This is a genomic window from Acidobacteriaceae bacterium, from assembly GCA_028283655.1.
Classification (GTDB): domain Bacteria; phylum Acidobacteriota; class Terriglobia; order Terriglobales; family Acidobacteriaceae; genus Granulicella.
The window spans coordinates 2,393,037-2,409,816 of sequence record JAPWKE010000003.1; the positions used below are offsets into that span (position 1 = coordinate 2,393,037).

Genomic DNA, 16,780 nt, shown 5'->3' on the forward strand with positions numbered 1-16,780 from the left:
AGGTGGGCTTCAGCCCACCGTCAAACCCTCAAACATGAAGGGCTTTAGCCCCGGCCATTGCTACCCACAGCATCCTCTGTATCTGCATTCAGAGCCGTCCCTCCTTCAACCATAGGCAAACGCTTCTCCAGCCCCAAACGCGAGCCAAAGAAGCGTTTCTCCCAAGCCAACAATCAGCCTGCAAACTTCTATGGCTTTTCGTTCGACGCCACGTGGATGGGCAAAGCAGGCGCTGCGGCATCGGCTGAATTACGCACCTCGACATCAGCCTGCGCCGCATAGGTATCAGGTAGCGTAACTCCGATCAACGTCCCAGTTGTGCCATCCGTCGTCGCCAAAACGCCAGCCGGAGTTCCCGCAATCCAGATAGCCGTTTTCTTGTCGATGAAACCGGCTCCCGTAATGGTCACATTTGCAGAGGCATTTTTTAATATCGCCTGCCCGGAAGTCGCTGGCGAAATCGTTGCTGTTTTGATCGTTGGATCATAAGCAACCGTCACGTCGTAGCTGCTTGAAACAGTTCCTTTTGTAACTTTGAATGTGAGCTTGTCTCCGGGGGCAATCGGCTTTAAAACAGTCAGCGTGCCGCTCACTGCAGAAGCACCAACATTCGCAGCGTTGAACTTCGCAACATCAGACGGCGACACCGCGACGGAGACCTGCTCTCCGTTCCATAGGTCACTACCGTTGATCGTTACGGCAAGCTCCGTACCAACCGTCGCAAGCCCCACCGGCTTATCGATCTTCACAGTGCTCACCGTTGGTGTGCTTTGATCGAGCTCTGAAACAAACGCTCCGTCAACACACACATCCACGGCCTGCGGATCGATCACATAGGCCAGCGTTTCGTTCGGGACGAACACCGCAAACGCTCGCGAACGACCTTTCTCGATCACAACATTAGCCTGGAACGCGCTGTCACTCAGCCGATTGAGCTGTGTTGCCTGGTGATTTGGAAGAATCTTGGAATAGCCCTGCGCAAACGGCCCGTTAAACGCCGCAACCGCAGGCCCCATCACATCCGCAAACGGCGTCAGAGCGGTCACACCGCCCGCCACAGATCCGATGCCCTCGATGATGTTGTACGCCATATTCCGAGGGTCCAGATCCGCTCCCTGCTCCGGGATACCGCGCATCAGGGAGAGATCCCGCGTCGACGCCCTGTACTGCAGGTTGGAGCTACTGCTGCTGCCAGCCGCATCCTTCCAGTCCAATGTAATGTCATGCACTAAATAAAAGTGATCGGCATCGAGGTTTGCCACCGTCACCTGATAAGTCCGGTAGTGATTGCCTATGCGATACCCAAAATCATCCTTCGACTCGAAGCCTTCCATCAGGGATCGCGTCACACGCAGCTTTTGAACTCCCAACTGCCCCGAGGCCGAACCTGTAACCGGAGAGCAAGCCGAAAGCGACTGAGAGGCGCTCAAGGAAGCCGCAGTCACAACAGCCCCTCCTCCGCCACTATCCTTCGCACTGACGCTTCCCGAGGCCCCAGTTGCCCCGGTGCTGCCACTTGCCCCCGAAGGGGCAACGATACCCACAGGAACAGTAGCGTCAGGCACCATAGCATTGATCAGGGGAAGAGTCAGCGCATGAATGTCGCTGGCACTGTAGAGTTCTGTTGTCTTCCCCGTCGGATCCACCAGCTTATATGTCGGAGTCTTGAGGGAAGGCATCTTTATCTTCGCTCCGGCTGCACCCACCGGCTTCTTTTCGCTTCCGTTACTACTCCCGCGTCCAGTAGCTGCCGACGCTCCTGTGGCGCCGCGAGCGCCTGTGGCTCCTGTGGCTCCAGTGGCTCCTGTGGCGCCGGTTGCCCCTGTGGATCCGGTCGCCCCTGTGGCTCCTTTGACCCCGGTAGGGCCAGTAGACGCAGTTGCTGGAGTGTCACTCGGCGGCTTTGCTGCAGCAGTCCCCGTTGCATCGTTCCAGCTGGAACTGAAACTGCGCATCATGCGCTGCAGCATCAACTCGTCCTGAAGACAACCGACGGCTTCACGAATCTTCTTCTTCTTGCCAGACTTCATCGCATCGCTCAGCTTGCAGGAAGTCATCACATCTTTGGCAGTGACTTTATCCTCTGCGGGTTCGGGCGTTGGAGTCTGTGCGTTGATTGCCGTAACGACTGGCGGTGTAACAGCGGGTTGAGATGCTTGGGAGGAAAGGGCAAAGGCAGCCGCTCCGGGCTGCCCAACGAGGATCGCGCACAACGCAGCATAGGCCGCTATCCGCATGGGAATGTCCTTGAAATGAAATAAGTTATCGGGCCGGAGTAAGGTAAAACAGGAAGTGAAATGAGTCTGACATGACATCAAAACCGCAACAAGTAAAAACTCACTCTCGGCATAAGTTTTTAGCCTCGCATCACGATGCCTTCAATTCGCGTCCAACCCACATGCGACTTCTTCAGGCAACAGCTTCCGCCGCCCTCTTCGTTGCTGCTGCATCTGCCTTTGCCCAGCAGCCCGTCCTCACTGGCCAATCCGCCTTCACCAACTGGGACCAGCAGCACCCCGGCGTTCGCCACAAGATCACCCTCGCCGACCTCCCCGCGCCGCACCCCGAAGAGAGCGTGCAGAACACCGCACACCTCGTCCCGCGTCCTGCCGGAGCCATGCCCATCGCCCCCGCAGGCTTCACCGTCACGCTCTACGCCGGCGGCGACAACGGCCCCATGCAGCGCGCCGACAACACCGAGCACATGAAGCGCGCCTCCGGCACCTTCACCATGCCGCGCCTCATGCGCACCGCGCCCAACGGCGACATCTTCCTCGCCGACTCCGGCGACGGCACGCTCTTCCTCCTCCGTGGCCTCAGCCCCGACGGTCACGCCGCCACCGTCACTCCCTTCGTCACCGGCCTCGACCACCCCTTCGGCATCGCCTTCTACCCCGCCTCCAACCCGCAGTGGATCTACGTCGGCAACGCCACCACCATCCAGCGCATTCCCTACCACTCCGGCGACACCAAAGCCACCGGCGTTCCGCAGACCATCGTCCCCGACATCCCCGGCTACGCCCAGCTCACCGGCGGCGGCCACTGGACCCGCGACGTCGTCTTCACCGCCGACGGCAAACACATGCTCGTATCCGTTGGCTCCGGCTCCAATATCAACAACCCCGACACCGACTACGAACGCTCCGGCGGCAAGCGTGAGGCCCTCGAACTCCACCGTGCCGACATCCTCGAGTACACCCCCGAGGGCAAGTTCGAAAAGGTCTACGCCTCCGGCATTCGCAACTGCGTCGGCGAAGCCATCAATCCCGCCAACAATGAGCTCTGGTGCTCCACCAACGAGCGCGACGAACTCGGCAACCACCTCGTCCCCGACTACGTCACCAGCGTTCCCGAAGGCAGCTTCTTCGGCTGGCCCTGGTACTACATGGGCGGCCATCAGGACCCACGCCTCCCGCAGCCCTGCGCCAACGGCACCGGACCCAATCCGCAGCGCTCCACCTCGCTCACCGAAGCCGAAGCCAAGTCCTGCAAACACGTCGACCTCAGCCGGAAAGTCCGCACCCCTGACGTCCTCGTCCAGCCCCACATGGCTTCGCTCGAGATGACCTTCTACCCATCCACACATGCGCCGCAGGCCTTCCCGCGCAGCTTCCACGGCGGTATCTTCGCCGCCGAACACGGCTCCTGGAACCGCGCCCAGCGCGCCGGCTACGAAGTCATCTTCATCCCCACCACCGCCAACGGCAAAACCACCGGCGAGTACGACGACTTCCTCACCGGCTTCGTCACCAAAGACGGCAAAGTCTGGGGCCGCCCCGTCGGCGTCACCGTCGGCCAGGACGGCGCACTCTATGTCTCCGATGACGGCTCCCGCAGCGTCTGGCGAGTAGCCCCCACCAGGTAAGCCTACCGCCAAAAACAAAAAGGCCGCGTCTCCACGACGCGGCCTTTCTACACACCACAGGGTTCACGAAATCAGATCGCCCGCAAGCTTCGCCAGCGTCAACGCGGCATCGTCCGTCACGCCCGTCCGTACCGGCGAGATCTGAATCATCGTACTGCGCGGCGACGTCAGCCATTGAAACCGTTCACTCTGCGAAAGCTTCGCGATCGGCCCACCATCCGCATCGCCGTTGCAGATCTTCTCCACCGCATCCAGATGGTTGCGAATCGCGGCGATGGGCGTCCCCGGCCACAGCGCCATCAGCTTCTCTTCGCTCAGCTCCATCTTCAGCCCCAGAAACTTCTTCTGAGCAGAAAACAGAATCACGCCCGCATTCACAAACTCATCGCGCTCCACACGGGGCACAACACGAATCACCGCGTAGTTATAGGCTTTGCGCTCGGACACGGACAATCTCCTCTTCAAAGATAGCCGAATGCTTCAGCCGTTCTGCAAAGTACGCGCGATACCCCGCGCGCTGCTCTTCCACGGAAACACCGTCGTCCTCTGGCAAAAACTCTTCCGGCACCGCCGCCACCAGCTCCGCAAAAAATTCCGCAGTCAGTCGCTCATGCGCCCACGTCGACGCGCCTGCGATCTCACCCGCGCAAGGCAGCAGAATGTGGTCTCGAATCGCCGCAAACGCATCCACCGCTTTGCTCTGCGCAGAAGGCCAATGAAAGTGAAAGATCATCGAAGCGCCATGGTCGATCAGCCATAGCTTATGGTCCTTCATCAACAGGTTCGCGTTCCGCGGAGTCCTGTCCACATTGCGTACAAACGCATCCAGCCACACCACGCGCGACGCTTCCTCCGCACTCACGCGATCACCCGCGACCGGATCAAACACCGTGGACTGCGGCAGATACTCCAGCCCGAAGTTCACCCCGGCCGAGCGTTGAAACAGCTCCCGCACCTCCGGGTCCGGCTCCGTCTTCCCAAACACCGCGTCCAGCGTCACCGCTGTCAGACGAGGCACCCGCAACTCCAGCCTGCGCGCAATCTCGCCCGTCAGAAACTCGGCGGCAAGCACACGCGGTCCCTGTCCGGCACCGCGCAGCTTCACCACATAGCGCCTGGCATCTTCTGTTTCCAGCAGCGCAGGCATCGACCCGCCTTCGCGCATCGACAGCATGTAACGAATCGCACTCGTACGTGGCAACGACAACATTCGCCTAGTGTAGCCGTTACCCTGCCTGCAGCATCCGCGCCTGCTTCTGCTTCAACTCACCCAGCAGCCGCTCCACCTTCTCATCCCGCTCCAACACCTCAAAGCGGTCCTCCAGCGAAGCCGGGTTCAACGCCTCGCCATGCAGCAGCTCCTTGCTCGCCGCATTCGAAGCCTCCACACTCTGCAGCCGCGCCTTAAGCCTCTGCAGCGGAGACGTTCTCGCACCCGCCGCCTTCGCCACCTCTTCCTGCGCCGCATTCGCCTTGCTCATCATCCGAGCCCTCCGTGCCTGCGCCGCCACCATCTCGCACTGCGCTTCCGTCTGCTTCAGCTTCGCTTCGAGCTTCCCATACGTCACGCGCAATGCATCCGCCTCAGCCGTCTGCTCGTCATACTGCCGCGCAAACCCTTCCGCCATCTGCGTATGCGACAACGACCGCTCCAACGCCGCACGAGCCAGGTCTTCCTGCTCCTTGCTCAACGCCAGCTCCGCCTTCGCATGCCAACCGGCAGAGATCTCCTCCTGCTCCTTGCGCTTCTTGTTCAACAGGTGCTGGTCCGCGATCGCAATCGCCACCTGCGTCTTCACCTGGAGCAACTGGTTCTCCATATCGAGCACCAACTGGCGCAGCATCTTCTCCGGGTCTTCTGCGCGATCGATCAGATCATTCACATTCGCGCGCATCAACATCGCCACTCTCTCCATCAACGCCATCTCATCACGCCTTTCTCACAACCTCGCCGAACTTCATTCACCCGGGAATCGAAGGGGCATGGCTTCAGCCATGCCATCAACCATCCGCAAATCAAGGGGCTTCAGCCCCTGAGGTACGTTTGGAAGACGATCGAACGATCACATCTCCCAGCCAATCTCAAAAAGCCAACCGCCGGAGTCCAAAGGACCCCGGCGGCCAACTCTCTTACTTCTCTTCACCATCAATGGTCGGCCCGCTGTTCGGACGCACAGCCATCTGCTTCACGTTCGCCATCAGGTCGCTCATCTTCATACCGCTCAGGGCCTCAAACAACGCAGGCACCTGGGCGGCAATCTCGGTGATCTCTCCCGTCAGCTTATGCGCGCCCACCGTCTTGCCATCGCCCGTAGACACAATCGTGATCTTGTCCACATTCGACAGCGGTTCAGCCATCGCCCGCACCACATCCGCCATGTTCGTCAGCAGCTTGTCGACCACCGCAGCCTGCGACCACTCCTGGTACGCCTCGGCCTTGATGTTCATCGCCTTCGCCTCTGCCTCACCCTTCTGGAAGATGATCGAAGCCTCCGCTTCACCCTGCGTGCGGATCGCCTGCGCCCGTCCTTCGGCCTCAGCAATCACACGCGCGCGCTCTGCGTTCGCCATGTTGTTGATGCGTTGCGCTTCAATCTCCGAACGCTTCAACACCGTCGCCGTCAGCTCAGCCTGGTTACGCATAATCTCGGCCTCCTGCACCTTGACCTGCGCTTCCTTCTCGACCTGCTGTACTTTCACCTGCTCGGCGATCACCTTCTGCTGCATCACATTCGTCTGCAGCTCATAAGCCTTATCGGCCTGCGCTTCCTGGCGACGCGCAATCTCCATGAACTGCGCCTTCTGCACATCCAGGTCACGCTGCGCCTCTGCCTGCTTGGCCAGCGACTGCGTCTCTGCCAGCACGCGTTCCTGGTCCGCAGCAGACTTCGCGACAGCAGCTTCACGCAACGCAATCGCGCGACGAATCGCCGTGTCACGTTCGGCTTCTGCAGACGCAATCTCCGCGTCACGACGAATGCGAGCTACATCCGGACGTCCCATGTTGGTGATGTACTCGTTCTTATCGCGAACCTCGCGAATCGTGAACGAAACCACCTCCAGGCCCATCTTGCTCAGGTCCTCCGAACAGGTCGCGCGCATACGCTCGCCCACCATCTCCGGCTCCTTCACAATCTGTTCGACCGTAAGCTGACCGATGATGCCGCGGAGATGACCTTCCATCACCAGGCGAATCAAGCCTTCACGCTCCATCGGAGTCTTCGTCAGAAACTGTTCGGCAGACGTCATAATGCTCGTCTCATCCGAGCGCACCTTGATCTGCGCCACAGCTTCCACCGTCACCGCAACACCCTGCTTCGTGTACAGGTCCTGCTGCGGGGCCACGTCAAAACTCATCAGCTCAAGAGAAAGAATGCGGGCGTGCTCGACCACTGGAAACACCAGCGCTCCATGCCCTGTAATCACCTTCTTGCCACGAAAACCATAGCGGATCAACGCTTCGTTTGGACCAGCTTTGCGGAACATGGACGCCATTACGCCCATCAGTCCAAACACCACCAGAACACACGCACCAACCACAATCATGGTCGTATTCATTTACTTCTGCCTCTCAACAGAGAACAACATCTTGCAGGTTATGGAAGCGCAGCCTGTATCCAGCCACTACCTCCGGTTCACGTCAAGCAAGCGGCAATCCAACTCACCGCCCGCACCAAAACTCAAACTAACTACTCCCTACCGACAACTGACAACTGAAAACTGACAACCAATCACCCTCTCCCCTCCACCCCCTGCACCTCCCCACCCATCAATCCATCCTCAAACTCACTCCAACGCCGCACCTGTGCGACACCGCGAGCAAAGCTCATCACCACAACTTCCGCGCCCCGATCAATCGCATGGCCATCCAGCGCTCTCACCGCCACCGACCGCCGCGATCCGTTCTGCGCGTAGAGCATCTCGCCCACGCCACCTTCACGAATCGGCTGCGACAGCTTCCCGAGCACACCGACAATCTCCGTATCCGCGGCCTCCAGCGTGCGCTCTGCTTTCATCAGCACACCGGTCAGAAACCACAGCAGCAGCCCCGCACCAGCCAGCCCGGAAAGCATCGCTAACGTCAGCACAATCGCCGGACCAAACGTATGCGCCCGATGCATCAGATAGCCCGCTCCGCCGAACCAGCAAAGGAAGCCCGTGATCGTGAACGCATTCACCGGCGAAAGCCCATGCCGATGGCCAGCACCATGCGCATGTCCATGGCCAATATGCCAGTGACCAACGTGCAGATGCATCGCTCCCGTCATCACCGACAACACGCTCAACAACAGCCCGATCACAAAGCAAGTCAGATAAAGCGAGTTCCAATCAATATGGCTCAACGTTGAACTCCTTTCTTCACGGCACTCTTCTTCACTGCACGCGTAGTAGCTGCACTCGTAGTGGCTGTGCTCTTCGCGGCAACTCGCTTCTCCGCAAGCCTCTTCGACACACGTTTTTCTCCGTGCACCTCTGCGGCCTCCGCGCTCTCCGTGTTCGCCTTTGCTCCCGGATGCAACACCTCCAGCAAGCGGTCCGCGAGCCCATCGGTGGCGAGAATGCACTCCAGCAGCAACAGGCACCGCCGCGAATCTTCATGCCGCGCAATCTCCAGCAGCGACCGGCGAACCTCGGGGTCTTTGCGGAAGCGTTCAGCCCCGCCAATCAACCACAGGTCGAGCGTGTCCTCCTGCAACCGCACATCGCTCATCAGCTCTGCATGGTAGCCGTCAGGATCATCGACCAGGTAGCCGGGATGCACCTTGAAGAACTTCGCCAGCAGCAGTCGTGTGTTGTTGGTCAGGTGCGGACGCGATCCACTTTCGATCTGCGAGAGGTAGCTCTGGCTCAACGCCTGGCCCGTCTCCGACCCAATCGCCTTCACCAACTCGCCCTGCGTCATCGCACGGCCCAGCCCTCGAAGGCTTCCTTCCACTTCCCGAAGGTAGCGAATTTTGTCAGCCAGCTTCATGGCTCTATCCGGCTCCATTGCGGATTGCAATCAATATATCGCAATTTGCGATAATGGTCAAGAGCCCGAAAAATGCGCCTTGCGAAAGGCGCATTTAATCGTTTCAAAGTGCTCAATTCCGTTCCGGTTTTTACCCGCCCGTGGAGCCCGTTCCACCAAGCTGAGCCATCGTCGTTCGCAGGTATTTATGCGGGTTTACGGCCGTTCCGCGCACCTGTACCTCGTAATGCAGGTGATTGCCCGTCGTCCGTCCGGAGTGCCCCACAAAGCCGATGACCTGGCCCTTTACGACCGTTTCACCGGCCGTAACATTCCATCCCGAAAGATGGCCATAGACCGTCACAATCCCGTTTCCGTGGTCAATTTCGATCTCGCGGCCATAACCATTGCCCATGCTGGCTTTGATGACCCTGCCAGGTGCCGGAGCATGGACCGGCGTACCCTGCGGCGAGCCGATATCCACACCCTTGTGGAACTCACCCGTACCGCCGCCAATCACCGGATCTTCGCGCTCGCCAAAGCCGGAAGTGATCGGCCCCATGATCGGCCACATGTCAGGAATCGTGCCCAGGCCAGCGATATCAATCGCGCCTAAACCGCTCAAAGCACTACGGATACCGAGGTTCGGGTCAATCGAGCTGGGAGCCAGAAGACCGCTGGCAGCGGTCTTCTTCAGCGCATAAAACGTGTCCAGCGACTTGTAATAGCTATCGTCGGTAAAGCTCGCTGTATCGTCCTTCAGCGCCGCACTTTCCACAGCATTCGCAGCGCTTTTCGTCGGCGTACGGAAGCCGTGCCGAAGCGGAAGCGTCAGCTTTCCAGCGGTCAGGCCATAGATCGCCGAAACCTCGCTGGCCAGCGAGCCAAGGCTCGCAACCTGCACATCTTTTTCGTGGTTCTGCTTTTCCAGATGCGCATAATCACTGCGGCTCATCGCCAGCTCATTGCGTAAGTGGTTGATTGTCTCGGCTTTAGCCAGCATCCGGGTGTAGGAACCGGCCATACCCGCGATCGTGAACATGCCCATGATCGTCGCTGTCAGAAAGACGTAGACGTACCGCATGGGGATGTTGACCTCATCGGCCGATCCATCCTCATTCCGCGTGACGTAGACAAAATACCGTTTGCGCAAACCGTTCCTGTTCCCTGCCCGCGCCGCATAAAAGCGGTGCAAAAGGCGACTTTTCTTTGTTCTGCCCGGTAAAACACTCTCCCGGCAGAGTCGAGCCTTGAGCGCAGCGGAACGCAGCGCCATGTACCACTAGAGTAACCTGTCGTCACCCGGATAACCAAGCCGCAGCTCCCCTTGAACGCTCTCAAAACAGAGCATTGGTATTCTGTGCGCGATGCCTCCGCGATCCGGATCGACGAGCACTCATCACCGCAGGACGCCGCCCCCCAGCGGCGAACTTGCTTTGATTCAACGCATTCGCCTGCGCGCTGGGGCCAAACCGTCGAAAACGCTACGGCTCGGCATCGGCGACGACTGCGCGATTCTCGCGCCCACGCCGGGTGCGGAAGTTGTTGTTACTACAGACTTTTCCCTCGAAAACCGCCACTTTACCCGCTCCCACCACAGCCCCAAAGCCATCGGCCATCGCATTCTGGCGCGCGGCCTCAGCGACCTCGCCGCGATGGGCGCAACGCCGATGGTGGCGTTCCTTTCTCTCGCTCTCCCGCGCTCGCTGGCCACCGATTCCCGCTGGCTGGACGGTCTGCTCGAAGGTTTCTCGGCACTGGCAAAACGCACGAAAACCCCCTTGGCTGGCGGCGATACGTCGGAGTCTCCGGGGGATTTCGCCCTGGCGGACATCGTGCTTCTCGGGCAAGCGAAGGCTGGAACCGCGATGCGACGGACAGGCGCGCGGGTCGGCGATTCGCTTTACGTCACCGGCTCTTTGGGCGGGGCTGCCGCAGAGCTGAAGGATGTGCTCGCGGGAAAGAAGATATCTTCGCGAGGCCTGCATCCGCACCTCTTTCCCGAGCCCCGGCTGGCAGCGGGCAAGGCCCTGCGCGAGCGAGGGTTGGCGACCGCGTGCATGGACTTATCTGACGGCGTTTCTACCGATCTGGCGCACCTTTGCGAAGCCTCTGGCGTAGGGGCCGAGGTCGAACTCGCGCTGCTTCCACTGCATCCGCTTGCGCTGCGCAAGGCCCAGCCCCTGCAACTGGCGCTGCATGGTGGCGAGGATTACGAACTTCTCTTTACGGCGCGGCCGGGAACGAAGCTTCCGGCGAAGCTTGGCGGCGTGCCTGTGACGCGCATCGGACGAATCGTTCGAGTGCGTAAAGATCAACCGCTTGTGAGCTCCGTTGGAACGGACGGCAAGCGAGAACCGCTGCTTCGCGGCGGATGGGAGCACCTGCGATGAGTACGCCTGAGGTCCACCTGGACTTCCCTGCAACGTGGAGCGCGAAAGTTCTGCAACGGCCACCGATGATCGCCCCGGCGCGGCAGTTTATCTATCCCCAGTTTGTGCCGGGTGAAGAAGAAGCCATGGCTCGCGGCGCGTTGTTTGCCGAGGTTCGACCGGCGAGCGGAGGACTATTTCTGGCGCAGTGTGCGTTGGGGTTTCATTCCCCCGACCTGCCGAGCGGGCTCTGGGCCTGCCCCCATGCCGATGAGTTGCTGGCGGTTGCGGGAGGCTATGCCTACCTGGTGAATACGCTTGCGCCGGAGCGTTGCGTATTTCTGGAGCAGAGGCCGGTAACAGCCGTGATTGCGGCTCCGGACGCGGGACTCATCCTGCTGGCGGGGTTCCACAATGTGGTCGCGCTGGGGGCTGAGGGCGTGGCGTGGAAGAGCAAACGGCTGTCGTGGGAGGGCGTCACGCTAGGCCAGGTGCGCGAGGGCAAACTGCACGGCACGGGATGGCACATGATGGAGGACCGCGATGTGCCGTTCGTGATGGACCTTGGCAGCGGTGAGCATAGCGGTGGTGGGTTTGATTGAGCTTCGCGGGCTGAGATTCGCGGCTGAGATTCGCAGCTCGGTGAGAGAAAGCTTCGACGCAGAGTTCGCGAAGGACGCTAAGGGTACGCGAAGGAAGGCTTTGAGTGCAGAAGGCGCAGAGGGTGTTGCGGGGAGGCGAAGATCTCTGCGCGGCGCTTACTCTGCGGGTGTGTCGGCGACGCGGTAGAAGCTGAGGGCGGCGTCCCCTTGTTCGAGGACGCGCGTGCGTTCGAGCACGCCGATGCGTTCAGGCAAAGGGGCTTTCTTGCGGTGCTCGGCGACGACGACGGCCTCAGAGTTCAGCACCTGGGCGTGGAGGCGGGAGAGCGTGCGCAGCGTGCTCTCGTACTCGTCGGCAGCTTCGTAGGGTGGGTCGAGGAAGACGATGTCTGCACCCTGCGTACGGCCAAGTTTGGCAGAAGTTTTTGCCATGCCTTCGAGAGTGCGCGTTACGCCTTTGGACTCCACCTGAACGCCGGTGACGAGCTTCAACGAAGAGAGATTTTTGCGGATGGCCGCAATGGCAGGCGGAGCGTTTTCTGCGAAGAGGCAGGAGGCCGCGCCGCGGCTGAGGGCCTCGATGCCTACGGAGCCGGAGCCCGCGTAGAGATCGAGGACATGGGCGCCGTCGATGCGAGGGGCAAGGACGTTGAACAGGGTTTCGCGCAGACGGTCGCTGGTGGGGCGGGTGTCCATGCCACGCGGGGCGTCGAGCGGACGCGAACGGAATTGACCGGCAATCACTCTCATCAGACCTGAGCATATCGTGCGGCCTACAATGAAAGGTGCATGATTCGTTTCTCTATCCCGCTGGGCCGCTTCTTTGGCGTTGATGTGCGGTTGCACGTCTCTTTCGTTCTTCTGCTGGCTCTTGCCACGGGCTTTTCCGCCGTGGTGACCGGCTCGACGATGCGCGGCTTCGGCCTGTGGCTGGCGCTGTGCGCGGCGATCGTGGTGCGCGAGGTGGCCCGTGGCGTGACGACGGCGTATCTCGGAATGGACCTGCGCGCGCTGCTGCTCTTCCCGATGGGCGGCATCATGGCGCTGACGCCTTCGCGCACGGAGCCGAAACTGACCGCAGTGGCTGTTGCAGGGCCTGTGGCGAACGTCTTCTGTGGGCTGCTGATGCTGGGAACGTCGTACGCGTTTCTGTCCGGGCTGCAGCTGTTTGCTCAGCCGTGGCTGAGCTTTGCCCACATCCTGCGGTCGTTTGTGTGGATGCAGTTTGTGATCGCCATTGTGGGTCTGTTGCCGAGTGCGCTGCCCAACCGCAAGCTCTTTGGCAAGCGCGAGACGGCGCCTGCGGCTGCGGTACCGGCAGGCTCGATGCCTCCGTTCCACCTGGGGTCCATGGTGGCGCTTGCCGTCGCACTGGCAGGGTTGGCGACGCTGAATCCGTGGCTGATTGCGCTGGGTGGATTGTTCTTCCTGGGCGCGCAGATCAACCTGTCACAGCAACCGGCAAACACGCAGGAGGCAAGCTCGATCCGCGTACGCGAGGTGATGCTGACGGACCTGATTCTGCTGTCGAGTTCGGACACGCTGGGCGACGTGCTGACGCGCACGGTGCATACGATGCAGGAAGTGTTCCCGGTCGTGCGTGGCGATCGCCTGGTGGGCTCGGTGAGCCGCGGAACGGTGGTCGAGCACATGCGGGTGAACGGCGATGGCTATCTGCAGGGCGTGATGATGCGGTCGCTGCACAGTGCGTCTCCCGATGAGAGCCTGAGCGAGGCGCTGCAGCGTTCGGCTGCGCTGGGCGCGAGCGAGTTCCTTCCGGTGGTGGAAGAAGATGGCCGCCTGATGGGCATTCTGACGCCCCAGAGCCTGACGCGTGCGGTGCAGTTGGTGAAGGCGCAGGCAGCTCCGGCAACGAACTCGGGGCAGGCATGATGGTTGCGGAGAAGAAGCCGCTGGCACCGGGGCTGTATCTGGTCGCAACGCCGATTGGAAACCTTGAAGACATTACGCTGCGGGCGCTGAGTGTGCTGGCTTCGGCCGACCGCATTGCGTGCGAAGACACGCGGCAGACGTCGAAGCTGCTGTCGCACTTCGGCATCTCGACGCCGACGGTGAGCTACCACGACTTCAACGAACTTTCGCGGGCGACACAGCTTGTGGAGCAGTTGAAGCAGGGTGCGCGCATCGCGGTGGTGAGCGATGCGGGTACGCCGGGCATTGCTGATCCCGGAGCGGTGCTAGCTGCGGATGCGATGGCTGCCGGGATTGCAGTGATTCCGATCCCCGGAGCGAATGCGGCGGTGAATGCGCTGATTGCCAGCGGGCTTTCGGCCGAGAAGTTTGCGTTCAACGGTTTTTTGCCTTCGAAAGAAGGTGCACGGAAGACGCAGCTTGAGGCGTTACGAGCGGTGCTGGTAAAGGACGAATCGCCAGCAACGCAGATCTTCTACGAGACGCCGCATCGCATTCTGGAAGCGCTGGCGGATGTGATCGCCGTGTTTGGTGCAGAGCATCGTGTGGCGCTGGCCCGCGAGCTGACGAAGCTGCATGAGGAGTTTGTGCGCGGTACGGCAGGAGCGGTGCTGGCGGAGCTGCAGGCAAGGCCTGCGGTGCGCGGCGAGATGGTGTTGCTGCTCGACGGCAAGGTGGCTGCAGCAGCGCAGACGGCGATGACTCTGGCGGCGGAGGTGGCTGCGCTGGTGGCTGGCGGAGCGAGCGAGAAGGATGCGCTGAAGCAGGCGGCGAAGGCCCGCGGGCTGGGCAAGAGCGAAGCGTATCGCGAGTGGCAGCGGACGAAGCGTTAAAACGACGAACGGCGAGCCCAGGGCTCGCCGTTCGCTTTGGTGCAGAAACAAATTTTAGACGTGTTCGCGGCCGCGGAGACGGTCGTACATGTACACGTCGCTGGTGGTTCCCATCGCTTCGTTGTAGAGCACGAGCGCACCAGCGGCTTCCTTCAGCTCTTCGTTGAAGAGGTGGATGGCTCGGAGCTGATCTGCCGTGGCCGGAATTTCGAGCTTCGACGTCTTCAGGAACTTCTGGTAGCCGCGATCGAGCAGACTTGCGATCTCGCCGCCGAGCAGCCAGCCGCCCTTGGAGAGTAGGCGGACGGGTGAGTCCTTCGCCGTGGCGGGAGCGATCTCTGCCGCACAGCCGTATTTCGAGACGCGGCGAGCGCCTGCGGAACGGTTTGCACCTTCTGTCGCGGGTGCGACATCAAACTTTTCATTGCCAAGAGCGGCAAGAACTTCGTCGAACGTGGGCTGCTTAATTGCCTTCGCCATCTGCGGAATCTTCCTTATGAACTCTGTGGGCGCGCGATAAACGCTGCGCACCGATCAGCTACACTCAACTAACTGTCGCACACTTGCGCCGAACGCTTCAAACGATGACTGATTCTGCTTCCAAGCCGCTTGGCACCGCCCTTCTCGATCGCGTGGGCAACACTCCGCTGATTCGCCTTGACCGCCTGACCGCACACCTGCCCGGAACGCTGATTCTGGGCAAAGCCGAGTGGGCCAACCCAGGGGGCAGCGTGAAAGATCGCGCCGCTTCTGCGATTGTGGCCGACGCGCAGGCCAAAGGCCTGCTGACGCCGGGAAAGCATCTGCTCGATGCCACCAGCGGCAACACGGGCATCGCCTACGCGATGCTGGGTGCGGCGCAGGGCTTCCCGGTAACGCTGTGTGTGCCCGCAAACGTGAGCTCCGAACGCAAACACATTCTCGCGGCCTATGGCGCGAACATCGTGTGGACCGACCCGGCAGATGGCTCGGATGGGGCGATTCGCATGGCGCGGAAGCTCTTTGCGGAGCAGCCGGAGAAGTACTTCTACGCCGACCAGTATGGCAATGAGAACAACTGGCGTGCGCATTACAACACCACCGCGAACGAGATCTGGGAGCAGACGGAAGGGCGCGTGACGCACTTCGTCGCAGGGCTCGGGACGTCGGGCACGTTTGTGGGCACGACGCGCCGCCTGAAAGAGTTGAACCCGGCGATCCAGTGCTACTCGATGCAGCCGGATTCTCCGTTCAATGGGCTGGAAGGCCTGAAGCACATGGAGACGGCGATCGTTCCGCCGATCTATGACGACAAGCTGGCCGATCGCGATATCGCGATGCCGACCGAGCGTGCCTATGCGATGGCCAAGCGACTGGGCCGGACGCAGGGGTTGCTGGTTGGCGTTTCCGCAGCGGCGGCGGTGGCGGTCTGCGTCGATGTGGCGGAGGAAGAGTCCAAGGCAGGGCGTGAGGCTGTGATCGTGGTGATTCTGCCGGATTCGGCGGACAAGTATCTCAGCGAACGTTTCTGGTCGGAAGCGGCCGAAGACGAAGCCGCACCCGATATGGTCGACGGCGATCGCTATGTGGGCCAGCGGACCTAGATTTTTACTTTACCGATGCAAGGAATAGACGTGAGTTTTCTGATCTCTCAAGCTCTCTACAGCGACCTTCGCAAGCATGGCGAAGAGACGTATCCGCACGAATGCTGCGGCATCATCCTCGGCAAGGGCGATGTGAACGGCACGCATGTTCACAAGCTGATCCGCGCGGGGAATACGCGCGTGGATTCGGCGCATAACCGCTACAACATCGCTCCCGGAGAGCTGATGAAGGCGCAGCGGGAGGCGCGGCAGTCGGGGCTGGACATCGTCGGCTTCTACCACTCGCACCCGGACCATCCGGCGCAGTGGTCGCAAACGGATTACGCCGAAGCGCACTGGTTTGGCTGCGCGTATGTGATTACGGCGGTCGACCACGGACACGCGACCACGACGAACAGCTTCCTGCTGTCGGGGACGTGCGAGGAAGATAAGCGGTTCGAGAACCAGCCGATTGCGTTTGAGTAGGGTTTGAGGCCTTCCGGAGAGATTTTTCACCGGGGAGGTGAAAACTTGAACGCAAAGGACGCAAAGTTTAAGCGCGATGTACACGAAGGGGCCAGCTGATCAGCTGGCCCCTCTTGCTTTGCCTATTTTCGGGCGTTTGCGGCTGGGGGAAGAAAGTCTGGAACGCAGAGTGCGCGG

The 16,780-nt window shown here is 60.8% G+C and carries 17 protein-coding genes; 7 read left to right on the forward strand and 10 right to left on the reverse strand.

From position 1 onward, the window contains the following. Positions 1-188: 188 nt before the first annotated feature. Positions 189-2,237, reverse strand: a complete 2,049-nt coding sequence (locus tag PW792_13185; protein MDE1162879.1) for a hypothetical protein — start codon at positions 2,235-2,237, stop codon at positions 189-191. A 161-nt stretch (positions 2,238-2,398) separates the two neighbouring features. On the opposite strand from PW792_13185, the gene PW792_13190 reads away from it, so the two are divergent. Continuing rightward, the gene (locus PW792_13190; protein ID MDE1162880.1) at positions 2,399-3,865 is read left to right on the forward strand and encodes a PQQ-dependent sugar dehydrogenase; all 1,467 of its coding nucleotides are present in this window, start codon (positions 2,399-2,401) and stop codon (positions 3,863-3,865) included. A gap of 63 nt (positions 3,866-3,928) precedes the next feature. On the opposite strand, the gene PW792_13195 is transcribed toward PW792_13190, so the two are convergent. The 7 genes from PW792_13195 to PW792_13225 all read right to left on the reverse strand — a co-directional run bounded on the left by PW792_13195 (position 3,929) and on the right by PW792_13225 (position 9,969). Then, entirely contained in the window at positions 3,929-4,312 is a 384-nt protein-coding gene (locus PW792_13195) for a DUF3037 domain-containing protein (GenBank protein MDE1162881.1), read from the reverse strand. Then, complete coding sequence (locus PW792_13200) at positions 4,290-5,066, reverse strand: aminotransferase class I and II (GenBank protein MDE1162882.1); 777 nt, start codon at positions 5,064-5,066, stop codon at positions 4,290-4,292. Before PW792_13200 ends, PW792_13195 begins: the two co-directional genes overlap by 23 nt. Before the next feature lie 25 nt (positions 5,067-5,091). Beyond that, complete coding sequence (locus tag PW792_13205; GenBank protein ID MDE1162883.1) at positions 5,092-5,790, reverse strand: PspA/IM30 family protein; 699 nt, start codon at positions 5,788-5,790, stop codon at positions 5,092-5,094. Positions 5,791-5,995: 205 nt separating this feature from the next. After that, positions 5,996-7,423 (reverse strand): SPFH domain-containing protein, encoded by a 1,428-nt coding sequence (locus PW792_13210; GenBank protein MDE1162884.1) that lies wholly within the window; start codon positions 7,421-7,423, stop codon positions 5,996-5,998. Between the two features lie 173 nt (positions 7,424-7,596). Next, entirely contained in the window at positions 7,597-8,208 is a 612-nt protein-coding gene (locus PW792_13215) for a hypothetical protein (GenBank protein ID MDE1162885.1), read from the reverse strand. Further along, positions 8,205-8,837, reverse strand: coding sequence for a helix-turn-helix transcriptional regulator (locus PW792_13220; GenBank protein MDE1162886.1), 633 nt, complete (start codon positions 8,835-8,837; stop codon positions 8,205-8,207). Before PW792_13220 ends, PW792_13215 begins: the two co-directional genes overlap by 4 nt. Before the next feature lie 130 nt (positions 8,838-8,967). Further along, complete coding sequence (locus PW792_13225) at positions 8,968-9,969, reverse strand: M23 family metallopeptidase (GenBank protein MDE1162887.1); 1,002 nt, start codon at positions 9,967-9,969, stop codon at positions 8,968-8,970. Positions 9,970-10,252: 283 nt separating this feature from the next. Between PW792_13225 and thiL the strand changes: the two genes are divergently transcribed. Together thiL and PW792_13235 are read left to right on the forward strand one after the other, a co-directional pair. Next, on the forward strand, positions 10,253-11,209 hold the full coding sequence (gene thiL, locus PW792_13230) for a thiamine-phosphate kinase (GenBank protein ID MDE1162888.1): 957 nt from the start codon (positions 10,253-10,255) through the stop codon (positions 11,207-11,209). Then, positions 11,206-11,790, forward strand: coding sequence for a hypothetical protein (locus PW792_13235; GenBank protein ID MDE1162889.1), 585 nt, complete (start codon positions 11,206-11,208; stop codon positions 11,788-11,790). The genes thiL and PW792_13235 overlap by 4 nt, the downstream gene beginning before the upstream one ends. 156 nt (positions 11,791-11,946) lie before the next feature. Here PW792_13235 and rsmD read toward each other — a convergent pair whose 3' ends face one another. After that, the gene (gene rsmD / locus PW792_13240; protein ID MDE1162890.1) at positions 11,947-12,540 is read right to left on the reverse strand and encodes a 16S rRNA (guanine(966)-N(2))-methyltransferase RsmD; all 594 of its coding nucleotides are present in this window, start codon (positions 12,538-12,540) and stop codon (positions 11,947-11,949) included. Between the two features lie 39 nt (positions 12,541-12,579). On the opposite strand from rsmD, the gene PW792_13245 reads away from it, so the two are divergent. Then, a complete protein-coding gene (locus PW792_13245) occupies positions 12,580-13,683 on the forward strand; it encodes a CBS domain-containing protein (protein ID MDE1162891.1) in 1,104 nt (367 codons plus the stop codon). Further along, positions 13,680-14,555: a 16S rRNA (cytidine(1402)-2'-O)-methyltransferase gene (gene rsmI, locus PW792_13250; GenBank protein MDE1162892.1), complete on the forward strand. Its 876-nt coding sequence runs from the start codon at positions 13,680-13,682 to the stop codon at positions 14,553-14,555. Before PW792_13245 ends, rsmI begins: the two co-directional genes overlap by 4 nt. Before the next feature lie 54 nt (positions 14,556-14,609). Here rsmI and PW792_13255 read toward each other — a convergent pair whose 3' ends face one another. Next, a complete protein-coding gene (locus PW792_13255) occupies positions 14,610-15,035 on the reverse strand; it encodes a hypothetical protein (GenBank protein ID MDE1162893.1) in 426 nt (141 codons plus the stop codon). A gap of 104 nt (positions 15,036-15,139) precedes the next feature. On the opposite strand from PW792_13255, the gene PW792_13260 reads away from it, so the two are divergent. Further along, a complete protein-coding gene (locus PW792_13260) occupies positions 15,140-16,138 on the forward strand; it encodes a cysteine synthase family protein (GenBank protein ID MDE1162894.1) in 999 nt (332 codons plus the stop codon). Positions 16,139-16,153: 15 nt separating this feature from the next. Continuing rightward, entirely contained in the window at positions 16,154-16,603 is a 450-nt protein-coding gene (locus PW792_13265) for a M67 family metallopeptidase (protein MDE1162895.1), read from the forward strand. The last annotated feature ends 177 nt before the right edge of the window (positions 16,604-16,780 follow it).